The 15687-nt window shown below is 63.7% G+C and carries 18 protein-coding genes; 10 read left to right on the top strand and 8 right to left on the bottom strand.

The window, feature by feature from the left end; translation table 11 throughout:
- Positions 1-7: 7 nt before the first annotated feature.
- Positions 8-1045, bottom strand: a complete 1038-nt coding sequence (pyrC, locus tag DM806_RS21590; RefSeq protein WP_179045214.1) for a dihydroorotase — start codon at positions 1043-1045, stop codon at positions 8-10.
- A 179-nt stretch (positions 1046-1224) separates the two neighbouring features.
- On the opposite strand from pyrC, the gene DM806_RS21595 reads away from it, so the two are divergent.
- Complete coding sequence (locus DM806_RS21595) at positions 1225-1458, top strand: hypothetical protein (protein WP_179045215.1); 234 nt, start codon at positions 1225-1227, stop codon at positions 1456-1458.
- 64 nt (positions 1459-1522) lie between these two features.
- Here DM806_RS21595 and DM806_RS21600 read toward each other — a convergent pair whose 3' ends face one another.
- The 3 genes from DM806_RS21600 to DM806_RS21610 form a co-directional block, all read right to left on the bottom strand.
- On the bottom strand, positions 1523-1867 hold the full coding sequence (locus tag DM806_RS21600; RefSeq protein WP_179045216.1) for a UrcA family protein: 345 nt from the start codon (positions 1865-1867) through the stop codon (positions 1523-1525).
- A 544-nt stretch (positions 1868-2411) separates the two neighbouring features.
- Positions 2412-3233: a phosphotransferase family protein gene (locus tag DM806_RS21605; protein ID WP_179045217.1), complete on the bottom strand. Its 822-nt coding sequence runs from the start codon at positions 3231-3233 to the stop codon at positions 2412-2414.
- A 74-nt stretch (positions 3234-3307) separates the two neighbouring features.
- On the bottom strand, positions 3308-5830 hold the full coding sequence (locus DM806_RS21610; RefSeq protein ID WP_179045218.1) for a calcium-binding protein: 2523 nt from the start codon (positions 5828-5830) through the stop codon (positions 3308-3310).
- 179 nt (positions 5831-6009) lie between these two features.
- On the opposite strand from DM806_RS21610, the gene uvrA reads away from it, so the two are divergent.
- Positions 6010-8928, top strand: a complete 2919-nt coding sequence (uvrA, locus tag DM806_RS21615) for an excinuclease ABC subunit UvrA (RefSeq protein WP_179045219.1) — start codon at positions 6010-6012, stop codon at positions 8926-8928.
- Between the two features lies 1 nt (position 8929).
- Positions 8930-10315 carry a hypothetical protein gene (locus DM806_RS21620; RefSeq protein WP_179045220.1) on the top strand — a complete coding sequence of 462 codons (1386 nt, stop codon included), beginning with the start codon at positions 8930-8932 and terminating at the stop codon, positions 10313-10315.
- Here DM806_RS21620 and DM806_RS27870 read toward each other — a convergent pair.
- Positions 10266-10427 (bottom strand): DUF5615 family PIN-like protein, encoded by a 162-nt coding sequence (locus DM806_RS27870; RefSeq protein WP_179045221.1) that lies wholly within the window; start codon positions 10425-10427, stop codon positions 10266-10268. The two genes, DM806_RS21620 and DM806_RS27870, sit on opposite strands and share 50 nt — an antisense overlap.
- A complete protein-coding gene (locus tag DM806_RS21630) occupies positions 10424-10678 on the bottom strand; it encodes a DUF433 domain-containing protein (protein WP_256869424.1) in 255 nt (84 codons plus the stop codon). Before DM806_RS21630 ends, DM806_RS27870 begins: the two co-directional genes overlap by 4 nt.
- A 109-nt stretch (positions 10679-10787) precedes the next feature.
- Here DM806_RS21630 and relB point away from each other — a divergent pair, with 109 nt between their 5' ends.
- The 7 genes from relB (at position 10788) to DM806_RS21665 (ending at position 14021) form a co-directional block, all read left to right on the top strand.
- The gene (gene relB, locus DM806_RS21635) at positions 10788-10958 is read left to right on the top strand and encodes a type II toxin-antitoxin system RelB family antitoxin (RefSeq protein WP_179045222.1); all 171 of its coding nucleotides are present in this window, start codon (positions 10788-10790) and stop codon (positions 10956-10958) included.
- Entirely contained in the window at positions 10955-11233 is a 279-nt protein-coding gene (locus DM806_RS21640; RefSeq protein WP_179045223.1) for a type II toxin-antitoxin system RelE/ParE family toxin, read from the top strand. The genes relB and DM806_RS21640 overlap by 4 nt, the downstream gene beginning before the upstream one ends.
- An 89-nt stretch (positions 11234-11322) precedes the next feature.
- A complete protein-coding gene (locus DM806_RS21645; RefSeq protein WP_179045224.1) occupies positions 11323-12399 on the top strand; it encodes a hypothetical protein in 1077 nt (358 codons plus the stop codon).
- A 203-nt stretch (positions 12400-12602) separates the two neighbouring features.
- A complete protein-coding gene (locus DM806_RS21650; RefSeq protein WP_024018304.1) occupies positions 12603-12815 on the top strand; it encodes a cold-shock protein in 213 nt (70 codons plus the stop codon).
- 136 nt (positions 12816-12951) lie between these two features.
- Entirely contained in the window at positions 12952-13161 is a 210-nt protein-coding gene (locus tag DM806_RS21655; RefSeq protein ID WP_179045225.1) for a hypothetical protein, read from the top strand.
- Between the two features lie 104 nt (positions 13162-13265).
- Positions 13266-13484 (top strand): hypothetical protein, encoded by a 219-nt coding sequence (locus tag DM806_RS21660; protein ID WP_179045226.1) that lies wholly within the window; start codon positions 13266-13268, stop codon positions 13482-13484.
- 180 nt (positions 13485-13664) lie between these two features.
- Entirely contained in the window at positions 13665-14021 is a 357-nt protein-coding gene (locus tag DM806_RS21665; RefSeq protein ID WP_179045227.1) for a glycine zipper 2TM domain-containing protein, read from the top strand.
- Positions 14022-14089: 68 nt separating this feature from the next.
- Here DM806_RS21665 and DM806_RS21670 read toward each other — a convergent pair whose 3' ends face one another.
- Entirely contained in the window at positions 14090-15019 is a 930-nt protein-coding gene (locus DM806_RS21670; protein ID WP_179042879.1) for an electron transfer flavoprotein subunit alpha/FixB family protein, read from the bottom strand.
- Positions 15016-15687 (bottom strand): electron transfer flavoprotein subunit beta/FixA family protein (locus tag DM806_RS21675; protein WP_179044223.1); only part of this gene is annotated, 672 nt, incomplete at its 5' end. The genes DM806_RS21670 and DM806_RS21675, both read right to left, overlap by 4 nt.

Here is a 15687-nt window from a genome sequence, read left to right on the forward strand (position 1 = left end):
CCCCCGGTCAGCCGACCATCCGCCAGCGCATCGTCTCGCCGGCGTGGAAGGGAACGACGCGGATATCGCCGCTGGTGATCAGCTCCGGCACGATCACCGCCTCGCGCTTCAGCGTGACCACGCCCTCGTTCAGCGGCAGCCCATAGAAATTGGGGCCATGTTCGGAGGCGAAGCCCTCCAGCCGGTCGAGGGCGCCTTCTTCGTCGAACACCTGGGCATAGCTTTCCAGCGCGAACGGCGCGTTGAAGATGCCGGCGCATCCGCAGGCCGCTTCCTTGCGCCCGACGCCATGCGGCGCGCTGTCGGTGCCGAGGAAGAATTTGGGCGATCCCGACACGGCCGCCTTGCGGACCGCGAGGCGATGACGTTCTCGCTTGGCAACCGGCAGGCAATAGGCGTGAGGACGAATGCCCCCGTCGAAAATCGCGTTGCGGTTGATGATCAGATGCTGCGGCGTGATGGTCGCGCCGATCTGGGGACCGCTCTCCGCGACGAACGCAGCCGCTTCGGCTGTCGTGATATGCTCCAGCACGATCCTGAGCGCCGGAAAATCACGGACCAGCGGGGTCAGGATACGCTCGATGAAGACGGCCTCGCGGTCGAAAATATCGATATCGCGATCCGTCACCTCCCCATGGATCAGCAGCGGCATGCCGATCCGCTGCATCGTCTCCAGCAGGCCGGTCAGCTTGCGGATATCGGTGACGCCATGGGCCGAATTGGTGGTGGCATGGGCGGGATAGAGTTTGCAGGCGGCGAACACCCGCTCCTCATAGCCCCGCGCGATTTCCGCCGGGTCGGCATCGTCGGTCAGATAGCAGGTCATCAGCGGCGTGAAGTCCGCGCCCGCCGGCAGGGCGTCCAGGATTCGCCCGCGATAGGCTTGCGCCGCGGCGACGCTGACCACGGGCGGCGTCAGGTTCGGCATGACGATGGCGCGCGCGAACTGGCGCGCGGTATAGCCGACAACCGCGTGCAACATCTCATCATCGCGAAGATGCACATGCCAATCGTCGGGGCGGCGGATCGTTATCTGAGCAGTCATGCGCCCGCTCTAGCCGTTTGCACGCCGGCCGTCGATGCCGAGCTTCAATCCATCGCCACCAGTTTTCGATGGGAATTTCGTCACCGCCATGGGATGGCGCACGACAAACGCGATCGGAACCCCAGCTTTTTTTTCGTCCCTCCCGCCGTCCGCGGGACAAGAGGACATCGGAGACGGACATGACCGCCGACCAGATGATCGACCTGCTCGTCGCCAGGCTCCTGCGCGCCCATGGCGGACAGAAACACAAGTGGCGCACATTGCTGGGGCCGGTCCGCCTCTATGATCGCGCGACCCACCCGCATTGCAACTGGACCCTCAATCCGGCCGGCTCTCCGGCCGAGGTCGAGCGGGTCGAGCAACTCGCCGACGAGTTGCGCCTTGCCCATCCCATCCTCACCGCATCGCGCTGAACCGGCAAAAGGCCCGGATCGACTCCGGGCCTTTCGCTTCGGGCCGTCGCGGATGGCGCGACGATCAGTTGCCCGCCATCGAACGCGGGCCGGCGCCGGCGTCGGCATAGCGTTCGCGCGTTTCGGCGCGGGCGATGGCGGCCGTGATCGGCGCCTGGACTTGCGCGATCGCCTTGCTGCGGCACGCCACCATGGTCGCCGTATCCGCCGTGGCGCACACCCGCGAAGCGGCGCGCGCGATGCGGCTGCGCAGCTCCTTCTGCTGGTCGGCCTTCGCCAGGTTCAGGTCGCCATGATAGACTTCGCTGGTGCGGCCGTTGGACTGGAAGTCCTCGGCGGAAGCGGCGCCGGCGGCGACGGTCAGGGTGGCGGCGGCAAGGGCGGCGGCGATCTTTGACGAACGGAACATGGGCATATCTCCTCGAAACCTGTTGTGACCGGGCCGCCCATGGGGGGCATCGCGGCGCCGGAGGGTGCGGGCGGGGAAGCCGGAGGTTTTCGGGGTCGGCTCCTGTCCCGCTCGCCCATCCTGTTTAGGCCCGGACGCCGCGCGCCGCGCGTCCGCTTCGACCGGAAGCGACCGTCGTCGGCCAACGGCACCAGCTTCGACCAATGACTGTGCGGAAGGGGACGAACGGCGGGACGAACGACATCTGCCCGGCGGCAAACGACATTTTCCGTAACGGAAAGCGCGAATCGCAACGATATCGCCAGACATGAAAACGCCCCCGGCGCAAGGGAAGGCCGGGGGCGTATCCAGATGCTGTCGGGCACTCCGGATCGGGTTGAACTATATGCCAGAGAGACGACGCTATCGGCGCTGAACCGTCCCTTAACGCCCCCATCATATCGCCCGGACGGCAGGCGTGACCCATGGTTCGATGACCGGCCTTCCCCGGACGCCGGGCGGCATGGGGGCTGGACCAACCACCCATCCACGCCGACGAACGACATCAGTCGATCGGCGGCAGCCCCGCCACGCGCAGCGCATCGGCCAGATAGACGGCAAAGGCGGATTCGCGCACCGGCGCGCGCTGGCGTGTCCAGGCCAGCGCCACCAGCGCCCGCCAGGCCGCCAGCGCCTCGGCATCCAGCCCGGTCAGCGCGCGATAGCGCCGCACATACCAGCCGCTCGCCGCATCGCGCACCGCCGCCTCCACCCGTCCGACATCGCCCGCCCCGCGCCCCGGCCCGAATCGCATCACCATCTCGGTCCGCACCAGATCGGTGGCGATCGTCCCGCAGGCCGCACGCGACCAGTCGATCACGCTCACGCCCTCGTCCGTCACGATCAGATTGCCCGGATGCAGGTCGCCATGCGACAGCGCATCGCCTTCGTTGAGCTGCACCAGCCGGTCGATCGCCGCCCGGCGCAGCGCCGCACCGACCGGCGCCACCTCGATATCCTCGATCAGGATCGCCTTGCGGCTGCGCAGCGTCGGCGCATGGCAGGCCTGGATATGCCGCTGCAACCGCGCCATCTGGTCCAGCGCCCAGCGCGTGCGATGGGGATGCCGGGCGATATAGGCCAGCAGGTTGGGGCCGCTTATCTCTTCATAGACGATGCCCTGCCGCCCGTCGGCCTCTTCCAGGCCGAAGACGCGCGGCACCGGCAGGCCGCTCGCCTGCACGACGCGCGCGATCGCATGTTCGCGCGCGATGATGCCCGGATCGACACCCGCATGGAACAGCTTGAGCACCCGGCCGCCATCCAGCCGGTAGACCTGCGCGCTCGCGCCGGCGGCGATGAAGGACGAAGGGTCAGGCGGGTTCATCGCGCCGCCTGTGCCCCAGCCGGCTGGGCTTGGCCAGTGCCTTTCGCCGCCCGCGCCGCCCTTCCGGCCTCCGCTCAGGCCGCCAGGAACATGTCGGCGCTCGGCGCCAGGACGCGATGCTCATAATAGCCCGCATCGATATAATGTTCGGTCAGCGCCTCGACATCGGCGTGGAAGGCCGCGCGCAAATCCTGATTGGCCGCCGCATAGGCAAGCGCATCGAAACCGTCGACATCGCGCCCCTCGGCCCGGCCCGCCATGATATAGTGGCGCGCCGCCGCATCGTCATCGCTGCCCAGCGCGACGATCAGGTCCGGGTTGGACGCGATATAGCGCAGCCCGTCGAACCCGTCGGCGACCCGGCCTTCCGCCCGCCCGGTCTCGATATAATGCCGCGCCGCCGCCTCGACATCGGTGCCGAGCGCGGCCGCCAGATCGGCATAGGTCGCCAGATATTGCAGCCCGTCGAACTGCGCGTCGCTGCGCCCCTGTGCACGCCCCACCGTCAGATAATGCATTGTGGCGGCCGTCGTATCGAGGCCGAAGGTCGCGCTCAGATCGGCATAGCCGGCGATATAGTCGAGCGGATCGAACGCCAGCGCATCGCGTCCTTCGGCAAAGCCTGCCTGGATATAATGGCGCGCCGCGGCCTCGGTATCGGTGCCGAGCGCATCCGACAGGTCGACATAGGACGCCAGATAGCGCAGCCCGTCGAACTGCGCGTCGCTGCGTCCCTCGGCAAAGCCCGTGAGGATATAATGCTCCGTGGCCGCCGCCGTATCGAGGCCGAAGGCGACGATCAGGTCGTCATAGCCGGCAATATAGTCGAGCGGATCGAACGCCAGCGCATCGCGCCCTTCGGCAAAGCCCGATGTAATATAATGTTCGGTCGCCCTTGCCGCATCCAGTCCGATCGCCGCGATCAGGTCCGGCGCACCCGCGACGTAGCGCAGCCCGTCGAACGCCGACAGGCTCCCCGCCAACGCGCCCGTCGCCAGGGTGCCATCGGCGAACTCGACCTGCTCGACATTCGCGAAACGGCTCGCCCCTTCCTCGCCGACGAGCCAGGTCCATCCATCTGCGGCGATCAGGCTGTAGCTTGCCTTAGCGCCCGACAGCACCAGCATATCGAACCCCGCGCCGCCATCGACGATATCGTGGCCGGTGCCCGGATGAAGCTCATCGTCACCGTCTCCGCCATCCAGTTGGTCGTCGCCAGTATAGGAAAAGAGCTGGTCATTGCCGCCCAGCCCCTGCAGGACATCATTGCCAAGGCCCCAGGTGGATATCCGGTTGCCCTGATCGTTTCCGGTCCCGTTCACATCCCCGCTGTCATGAAAATACAGATTTTCGACATGTGCCGCCAAAACATAGCTGTGCGCATAGGTGGTGACGCCATCCACCCCTTCACCTTCCAGTTCGATGATGATGTCGGTGCCGTCATAGTCGGAATAATTGTCGCTCCCTGCGCCGCCCGCCAGGCGATCGATGCCATCGCCCCCCGACAGATAGTCGTTGCCGCTGCCGCCTTCCAGACTATCCTCTCCCGCACCGCCGCTCAGGACATCGTTACCCGCGCCGCCGATCAGAATGTCGTTGCCGCCCTTGCCGTCCAGCATATTGGCGTCGTCATTGCCGATCAGCGTATTGGCCTCGGCGTTGCCGGTCGCGTTCAGCGCACCGTCGCCCGACAGCACCAGCATCTCCACGTCTCGCCCTTCCAGGCTGTAGGACACGAAGCTGTAGATCATGTCATTGCCCTGGCCCGCGACCTCGACGACATTATCCCGCGCATTGTCGACGATATAGATGTCGTCGCCTTCCAGCCCCGCCATCCGGTCGCCGCCCCACCAGCCGTCAATGACATTATTGCCGGCGTCACCGGTGAGGGTGTCGGTGTAGCGCGAGCCGTGGATATTCTCGAACCCGCTGACCGTATCCGTGCCCGCCCCGCCGGTTGCCTGCGCGCCGGTGACAGCCAGCGAAACCGCGACGCCTCCGGTCGCCGACAAATAGCTCAGCGTGTCGATGCCTTCGCCGCCGTCCAGATAATCGTCACCTGCGCCGCCGTCGATCGTGTCATTGCCGGCACCACCGGTCAGGCCATCTTCATATTTGCCACCGGTCAGCACATCATTGCCGCTGCCGGTGGTAATGCCAACGGCTTCAACATTGGTCAGGGTCGATCCCTGGCCAATGAAGGTGGACACCCCGCCCGTGGCTTCGTTCAACCGGAAGCTGATGTCTGCCGTGGCCGCGGAAAAATCGCCTTGGAAGCGATCCTGCCCAGCCCCGCCGTCGAACGAGACGACCGCTTCATTATATGCTGACATCGCGTCATTGCCGTCTCCCGCCTTCAGCGACAGAAATTCCACATTGCGCACGGTCAGCGTGCCCATCTCAGGATAGTTCGACCGGCTTGCATAGTTGAATATCGATGTCCGGTCGGGGCCATACCAGCTCAAATCCAGATTGAATGTGTCGGACCAGTCCACAACCAGGGCATCATCGCCACCGCCACCATCGACGCTGGACGTCCCATCCGCCGTCGAAATAAAATAGCCGTTATCTTCGTCCCCGCCCACAAATGTCGTCATCACCCACCCCCGTGCAAGCGCCGACATAAGGTGAAATAGTCGGAAATATCAACGCCATATTTATGGCCGTAAAATAACCGCGCCGCATCTCTTTTACCGGCACGGCGAACATCCCATCTCCCCGCCGGGGATCGTAACGCCCTTGCCCCGCCCCTCCCGAACAAATAAAGAACGGTTCCATGAGTCTCTCACACATCAGCGTCCGCGGCGCGCGTGAACATAATCTCAAGGGCGTCGACGTCGACCTGCCCCGCGATTCCCTCATCGTCATCACGGGCCTCAGCGGCTCGGGCAAGTCGTCCCTCGCCTTCGACACCATCTATGCGGAGGGTCAGCGCCGCTATGTGGAGTCGCTCTCCGCCTATGCGCGCCAGTTTCTGGAGATGATGCAGAAGCCCGATGTCGAGCATATCGAGGGCCTCAGCCCCGCGATCAGCATCGAGCAGAAGACCACCAGCCGCAACCCGCGCTCCACCGTCGCCACCGTCACGGAAATCTACGACTATATGCGCCTCCTCTGGGCGCGCGTCGGCATTCCCTACAGCCCCGCGACCGGCCTCCCCATCAGCGCGCAAACTGTCTCGCAGATGGTCGACCGCGTGATGCTCCTGCCGGAGGGTACCCGCTTCTACCTGCTCGCCCCCGTCGTGCGCGGCCGCAAGGGCGAATATCGCAAGGAACTGGCCGAATGGCAGAAGGCGGGCTACACCCGCGTCCGCATCGATGGCGAAATGTATCTGATCGAGGACGCCCCCGCCCTCGACAAGAAGTACAAGCATGACATCGAAGTCGTGGTCGACCGCCTCGCCGTGGACGCCGACATGTCCACCCGCCTCGCCGACAGTTTCGAGCAGGCGCTGAAACTCGCCGACGGCCTCGCCTATGCCGACCTCGCCGACGGCATCGTCCCCGGCCGCGAAGACGAAGTGCAATCCACCGACAAGAAGATGAAGGGCGCGGGCATCCCCTTGAACCGCATCGTCTTCTCGGAAAAGTTCGCCTGCCCGGTCAGCGGCTTCACCATCCCCGACATCGAGCCGCGCCTCTTCTCCTTCAACGCCCCCCTGGGCGCCTGCCCCGCCTGCGACGGTCTTGGCGAACGGCAGGAATTCGACCCCGACCTCGTCGTCCCCAACGAAGCCCTCTCGCTCAAGAAGGGCGCCGTCGTCCCCTGGGCCAAGTCCAACCCGCCCAGCCCCTATTATATGCAGGTGCTCGGCTCCCTCGCGAAGGAGTTCGGCTTCTCCCTGGAAACCCCGTGGACCGACCTCCCCGGCGAGGTGAAGCTCATCATCCTCCACGGCACCGGCGGCAAGCCCGTCACCCTGCGCTTCCAGGACGGCAAGAAAAGCTACGAGGTCAAGAAAGCGTTCGAGGGCGTCATCGGCAACCTCAACCGCCGCATGCTCCAGACCGACAGCGCCTGGATGCGCGAGGAACTCGCCAAATACCAAACCGCCATGCCGTGCGAGACCTGCAACGGCGCCCGCCTCAAGCCCGAAGCGCTCGCGGTCAAGATCGCGGGCGAGGACATCTCCCTCTCCACCCGCCGCTCGGTGGTGGACGCGCTCGCCTTCTTCACCGCGATGCCGGACGCCCTCAACGACCAGCAGAACCAGATCGCCCGCGCCATCCTCAAGGAAATTGTCGAGCGGCTCGGCTTCCTCAACAATGTCGGCCTCGACTATCTGAACCTCGACCGCACCAGCGGCACCCTGTCGGGCGGCGAGTCCCAGCGCATCCGCCTCGCATCGCAGATCGGCAGCGGCCTGTCGGGGGTCCTCTACGTCCTCGACGAACCCTCGATCGGCCTGCACCAGCGCGACAATGACCGGCTGCTCGTCACCCTCAAGCGCCTGCGCGACCTCGGCAACAGCGTCATCGTCGTGGAGCATGACGAGGATGCGATCCGCGCCGCCGACTATATCGTCGACATGGGACCGGGCGCGGGCGTCCATGGCGGCACCATCGTGGCGCAGGGCACCCTGCCCGACATCCTCAGGCACAAGGACAGCCTCACCGCCGATTACCTCAACGGCACCCGCCGCATCGACGTGCCGGCCAAGCGCCGCAAGGGCAGCGGCAAGAAGCTCACCGTCCACAATGCCCGCGCCAACAACCTGACCGGCGTCACCGCGTCGATCCCGCTCGGCACCTTCACCTGCATCACCGGCGTCTCCGGCTCAGGCAAGTCCAGCTTCACCATCGACACGCTCTACGCCGCCTCGGCCCGTGCGCTGAACGGCGCCCGTATCGTCGCGGGGCCACATGACAAGGTGACGGGCCTCGAACATTGCGACAAGGTGATCGACATCGACCAGTCGCCCATCGGCCGCACCCCGCGCTCCAACCCGGCCACCTATACCGGCGCCTTCACCAATATCCGCGACTGGTTCGCGGGCCTCCCCGAAGCGCAGGCGCGCGGCTACAAGCCCGGCCGCTTCAGCTTCAACGTCAAGGGCGGCCGCTGCGAAGCCTGTCAGGGCGACGGCGTGCTCAAGATCGAGATGCACTTCCTCCCCGACGTCTATGTCACCTGCGACGTCTGCCACGGCGCCCGCTACAATCGCGAGACGCTGGAGGTGAAGTTCAAGGGCAAGTCCATTGCCGACGTGCTCGACATGACGGTCGAGGATGCGGTCGAATTCTTCAAGGCCGTCCCGCCGATCCGCGACAAGATGGCGATGCTCGCCGAAGTGGGCCTTGGCTATATCAAGGTCGGCCAGCAGGCCACGACCCTGTCCGGCGGCGAAGCCCAGCGCGTCAAGCTCGCCAAGGAACTCTCGCGCCGCGCTACCGGCAACACCCTCTATATATTGGACGAACCCACCACCGGCCTGCATTTCGAGGACGTCCGCAAACTGCTCGAAGTCCTCCACGCATTGATCGACCAGGGCAACAGCGTCGTGGTGATCGAGCATAATCTCGACGTCATCAAGACCGCCGACTGGATCATCGATATGGGTCCAGAGGGTGGCGTGAAGGGCGGCGAAGTCGTCGCCGAAGGCACGCCGGAGAAGGTGGCGAAGGAGAAGCGCAGCTTTACGGGGCGGTATCTCGCGCCGTTGTTGGGGCTGGAGGCTGTGGCGGCGGAGTGAAATGGACCAGCCAAAAATGAATGAAAAGCCTGCGCTCACAATAAATGATCGTGAAGGAAAATTATGGCTTGATGCTGCAAGCCCTATTCAGATCATGCGTGAAGATTCCGCTCCACACAGAATCTCAATCTGTGCACAATCTAGGAGTGAAACAGACGATAAATTGAAAGTGCATCTTAGGCTTAATCGATCTGATGCCTACCGCTTGATTGATGAATTGCAAGCGGCTCTCGACGCAGATACCAAAGTTGGCGCTGAAACAGTGATAAAGCGCAAAAATCTTCTCATGCCGATCAATGGCGGCGTAAACACCGAAACGGGTGATATAATTTTATCTTTCCGAGATTACTCTGGGTTAGAATATCATCATCATTTACCGTTTGATCAAAGTGGCGCACTGTTTGAAACACTTGAACAAGCTACGAAATCATCTGAAGAATGGCATGATGCCAATTTCACTGAAGATCATAAAGGCATTAAAAAGGTAAATATTCAGCCTCGAGAAGCAAAATCGATCTTTCTTGGAGAAGACCCTCTAACAGAAAAGCCCATTTTAATTGTCCGCCTTGAGACGGGACACCAATACTCCTTCCTCATAGATAGAAAAATCCTTGAACAGATTTTCAAGAAAAAGAAACTGCCATCCACCCCCTTTAAATACCAAACTGACCCCTGGACTTCTATCGCCGACGATATTGAATGGTTCGAGAAGGAGTGGTGTACGCTTTATGAAGCTCCCTCCGACGCTGATATACGACGCGGCAGCGCTGCGCTGCGAAGATTGCTTATCGAGGATTGGATAGGCAAAGCATGGCGCCATTTTGGTTTTCAGAAACAGCCTTCGATAGTAGGCCCCGACCTAATCAAATTGGCAACCACCCAAGGCCATGAAATTAGGCACATCACATCGGTGATCTCTGGCGGAGCAACGATAGATGGCATTCAATTAGCTATGCTCGGTCACGCACGGGCAAACAATCCAACGACGGGAGTGAGCGTCGATGCGGACGAAGGCTTCGCAGTCGTAACATTCTCCATTACCCGCGACGCGCGGGGAGAAGCGGACGAGGGAGATTTAGAAAGACTGATTAACAAAGAATGGATGTTATCGCGATACCTCGACGCGCCTGGCATGGTCCGAAAAGGGGAAACAATTTCCCGACGAGATATCGTGACATATTTCGCCAACGTTGGCGGCGGCGTACATCTTGGCCCCGCTAGAAAAGAAAAAGAAAAAAATTACGCTCTCATTGAAGAGTTAATAAACAAAATAGGCGCGCTTACCATGGATGGCGTTTTTTTTGAGTTATTATCGATTGGTCAAGCGATCGGCCGATCTAATGATTTGAACAAGCTTGTGAAGGAAATTCGGCGGTCACAAATATGATGTAACTCGCCGCAATCATCCCAATGCCGGAGACATAATCTGCGTCATGCCCGCGATCGCGCAGCCATCGGCACAGAGCCGGCGGCAATTGCGCATCGACAAGGAATTTCATTCGGCAGCGATAACCACGGGATGATCGGCCATGGCCGCCGCATAACCCAACACCGCCCGCACATCATCCGCGCTCAGATAGGGAAAATCCTCGACAATCTCGTCCGTGCTCGCCCCACCGGCCAGCATCTCCAATATGTCGCTCACCCGCACGCGCGTGCCGACTACAATCGGACGCCCTCCGCAGATGGCGGGATCGACGGCGATACGGGGAAAGCCTGCAAGGGTCATGGTGGCGAAACTATCAGACAAGCGTCTTGCCCGCCAGATTTTCTCCGAATCTTGTCCGATATGGACCAATCCCCGCATCACGCCTCTGCGCGATATGGAAAGCCACATGCTTCCGCGCTATCATCGTCCCATGACCAAGCTAACCCCCATCGAGTCTGAATTTGCGACGACCGAGGAGGCCGAAGCCCATGATGCATGGGTCCACGCCAAGGTGGAAAGGGCGCTCGCCTCCACCAAGCCGCGCATCCCGCATGACGCAGTCATGGCGAAGGCACAGGCCATTCTCGACAAATATAAATGACCCTGCCCGTCGTCTGGGATGACGAAGCCGAAGCGGCCCTGCTCACCATCCTCGACTATATCGGATCACGCAACAAACCGGCGGCTGACCGGCTCTACAGAGCCATCCGGCATATGGTCGACAACCTGCCTAACCATCCCTACGCCCATCGCCCCGGCCGCAGACCCGGTACGCGGGAGGCTGTAGTCCACCCCAATTATATCCTCATCTACCGCATCGCCGCTGATGCCATAGAGGTGCTGACGCTGGTCCATGCCCGCCAGCAATATCCCTAAGCCACCCCAAAATCCTATTTGCTGTCCTACACGCCCCTGATCTGCCTACCCTCCCGGCAAGCATCCCTCTTTGCAGCAGGAGCCTTGCCATGACCTGTCAGTTCCCGCCCCTTCCCCAGCCGTCCGGCCAGATCCGCGAGGATGGCTGGTCGCCCGCGCGCCAGCGGCGTTTCCTTGAAACCCTGGCCTCCTGCGGCGTCGTGCAGCTCGCCTGCGAGTCCGTCCGCATCACCGCGCGCAGCGCCTATAACCTCCGCATCCGCCGCGACGGCGCGGCCTTCCGCCTCGGCTGGGACGCGGCCATCCTCATCGCTCGCGCGCGCCTCGCCGACGATCTGCTCGCCCGCGCCATCACCGGCTGCACCGACACGATCCGCCGCGACGAGGAGAATTTCGAAGTCACCCGCCACCGCCACGACAACCGCCTCGCCATGTCGATGCTGTCGCGGCTGGATCGCATGGCGGATTCCCCGCCCGAAGGGTCCGACGCCGCCCTCGCCCGCGTCGTGGCGCAGGATTTCGTCGCCTTTCTCGACCTGATCTGCCCGGAGCAGGCGGCGGTGGAGGAGGCCGACCGGCTGAACCTCCCCCGCCCCGGCCCGGAGCCGGAGGCGACCCACTTAAACATACCCAGCGCGCGCGAAATGGCGGACGCCCGGATGCTCGACGGCGACCGGCCCGACACGCCCGAACCGGTCGAGGAGGATAGCGCGACCGCCCTTTCGCCCGGCGCGTCGGTGGCGCTTTTCATCGCCGCCCGCCTCGCCCTCAACATGCCCCAGAAACCGCCGGTTTCCGAGACCCTGCAACGGTGTGAACTTCGCCCACAGCACGTCAATCGCGCCACCCTTCCGCCCGAAGAAGCCGCCGCCCGGCTGCGCGGCATCTGGTGGGATGAAGATCGGGAGGGCTGGCGCACCGACTATCCCGCCCCGCCCGGCTTCGACGGTGAGGAAAGCGACGCAATCTACGATATCGACGATTATGAGCGCGACCTGACGCCGCAGGAGGAGGAAGCCCTCGCCATCCGCGACAAGGCCGAGCGCCGCCCCTATGAGGACGCCGCCGCCCGCGCCCGCGACGCCTTTTTCGGCTTCGTCACGGCCAGCGGCGCGGCGGCGCATGGCGCGATGGCGACCGCGGCGGGCCATGCCGCGACCGGATGATACGCGTCCGGCATGGGCGGGGCGCCGGGCGGAACCGGGCCGTCATTTGCTATTTTGCGCCCGATGCCCTATATAGGGCGGGCTATAGTCGCAAATCGACGGTCTTCGGCGCTTTGCGGCTCCCTATATCCTTCTTTCCCTGCCCCTCTAGCAACCCGGCGCGTCCACACGGGATGCGTCGCATTGAAAGAAGGAAATTTTCCATGAGCATCGTCGGAACCGTCAAATTCTTCAACGCCGACAAGGGCTATGGCTTCATCGCTCCCGATGACGGCAGCCCGGACGCGTTCGTCCACATCAGCGCCGTCGAGCGCGCCGGCCTCGCCACGCTGCGCGAAAAGGACCGCGTCTCCTATGATCTGGAGCAGGACCGTCGTGGCAAGATGGCGGCTGTGAACATCTCGCACGCCGAATAACCGGCGTCCGGGGCGGGGGCCATCGTCCCCGCCTCCTCGGCCAAAGGCCCCTGCCGCCCGCGACCCGTCGTATGGCGGCGCGGGCCGGCCGGGCGTCGCTCCCATGGCGTCCGGCCTCCTTCAAGGAGCCTGCATCATGGCCAATACCGACTATCGCGCCCTTGCCGCCAAGGCGCATGACGAAGCCGCTGCCGCCACGCTGGACAATGTCCGCGACCGCTGCCTCCGCTCCGAAGCCGCCTTCCTCGCCATGGCCCATCGCCAGGATCTGGGCGACGCCAACCGCGCCCGCCGCGAACGGGGCGAAGACCCCTCGATCGACGAAGCGCCGGCCGTCCCGGCATAGGGTCCATCGCATCCCGCCCTCGCCCCGTCGCGCCCTGCATATTCCGGGGAACCCCTCGCCGCCCCACCGGTTATCGCTCCGACCCCGCAACAAGGAGCCTATCCATGATCCGCACCCTGATCTTCGGCGCCATCGCCGGTTATGTCGGCAAGAAGCTCTATGATGAAGGCAAGTTGACCGAGTTCAAGGACGATCTCGTCACCCGCTATAATGAAGCGAAGGCGAAGCTGGAGGACCAGCGCACCGCGACCGGAAGCGAACCCGCCGCAGTGACCGCGCCGATCACGCCCGTCACCAGCCCCGCCCGGCCGCTGCCCAACTGATCTCTTCCCCTCCGGCGGCGGCAATAAACGCCACCGGCCGCCGCCCGTCTGATGCCATCCCCCCCTCTCACGGCATCGGCGGGCGGTTTCTTTTTGCCCGGTGGAAAATAGTTACTCTTACGCAACCATCGCCCCGCTCCGGGGTTGATCCGCCGACAGGGTTTGACAAGGAGAGCCATCATGCAAAAACCCATCCTCGCAGCCGCCATCCTGGCGATGCTGCCGCTGGGCGCCTGCGTCTCGGACAATGGCGGCGGCGGCTACGGCTATGATCGCCCCGACGACCGCCGCGGCCCGCCCCGCCATCACCGCCGCCCGATCCGCGACAATGACGAAATCTACCGCGACCGCGACGGCCGCTATTATTGCAAGCGTGATGATGGCACCACCGGCACCATCGTCGGCGCTATAGCAGGCGGCGTCCTCGGCAATGTCATCGCCCCCGGTGGTTCCAAGACGCTCGGCACGATCCTCGGCGGCGCAGGCGGCGCCCTTGCCGGCCGGGCCATCGACAAGAACGACATCAACTGCGAATGACACAGACCTGACGCAAAAAGGGCGCGGGGATCGCTCCCCACGCCCTTTCCACCATTGCGACGACAAGCTTACAGTTTTTCGGTAAGCTCGGGCACGATCTTGAAGAGATCGCCGACGAGGCCGATGTCGGCGACCTGGAAGATCGGTGCGTCCTCGTCTTTGTTGATGGCGATGATGGTCTTGGAGTCCTTCATGCCGGCGAGATGCTGGATCGCCCCGGAGATGCCGACCGCGACATAGACTTCGGGCGCAACGATCTTGCCGGTCTGGCCGACCTGATAGTCGTTGGGCACATAGCCCGCGTCGACAGCGGCGCGGCTCGCACCGACCGCCGCGCCCAGCTTGTCCGCCAGCGGGAAGATCACTTCCTCGAAGGTCGGGCCGTCCTTGAGCGCACGGCCGCCCGAGACGATCACCTTGGCCGAAGTCAGTTCCGGACGCTCCAGCTTGGCGATTTCGGCGCCGACGAAGGAGGAAAGCCCCTTGTCCCCGGTCGAAGCAACCGCTTCCACCGTGCCGCTGCCGCCTTCCCTGGCCGCCTTCTCGAAGGCCGTGCCGCGCACGGTGATGACCTTCCTGGCGTCCTTCGACCTGACGGTCGCGATCGCGTTGCCGGCGTAGATCGGCCGGGTGAAGCTGTCCTCGCTCTCGACCGAGAGAATGTCGCTGATCTGCATCACGTCGAGCAGAGCCGCGACACGCGGCGCGATATTCTTGCCGTTGCTGGTGGCCGGCGCGACGAACGCGTCGTGGCTGCCCATCAGCTCGACGATCAGCGGCGCGACATTCTCGGGCAGCGCATGGCCGAAAGCCGCGTCGTCGGCGACATGGACCTTGCCCACGCCCGCGATCTTGGCGGCTTCCTCGGCCACGCCGCCAACGCCTTGCCCGGCGACCAGCAGATGCACTTCACCCAGCTTGCCAGCGGCGGTGACGGCGGAAAGGGTGGCGTCCTTGACGGCGCCGCCCTCATGTTCAACCCACACAAGCGTCTTCATGCGGCAACTCCCAGAGCTTTCAGCTTCGCGACCAGTTCATCGACATCGGCGACCTTCACGCCCGCCGAGCGCTTGGGCGGTTCGGCAACCTTGAGCGTTTCGAGGCGCGGCGCAATGTCGACGCCATAGTCAGCAGGCGCCTTGGTCGCGAGCGGCTTGCTCTTCGCCTTCATGATGTTGGGCAGCGAGGCATAGCGCGGTTCGTTGAGGCGCAGGTCGGTGGTGATGATCGCCGGGGTGTTGAGCTTCACCGTCTCCAGGCCGCCATCGACTTCGCGGGTCACGCTGACCTTGTCGCCCTCGACCTCGACCTTGCTGGCGAAGGTGCCCTGCGGCAGGTTCAGCAGCGCGGCGAGCATCTGGCCGGTCTGGTTGCTGTCATCGTCGATCGCCTGCTTGCCCAGGATGATGAGGCCAGCGCCTTCCTCTTCCTGCACCTTGGCGAGCAGCTTGGCCACGCCCAGCGGTTCAACCTCATTGTCCGTCTGGATCAGGATCGCCCGGTCCGCGCCCATGGCAAGTGCGGTACGCAGCGTTTCCTGCGCCTTCGCCACGCCGATCGACACCGCGATCACCTCGGTCGCCACGCCCTTTTCCTTCAGGCGAATGGCTTCCTCGACCGCGATCTCGTCGAACGGGTTCATGCTCATCTTCACGTTCGCCAGATC

This window comes from Sphingobium lactosutens (assembly GCF_013393185.1).
GTDB classification, from domain to species: domain Bacteria; phylum Pseudomonadota; class Alphaproteobacteria; order Sphingomonadales; family Sphingomonadaceae; genus Sphingobium; species Sphingobium lactosutens_A.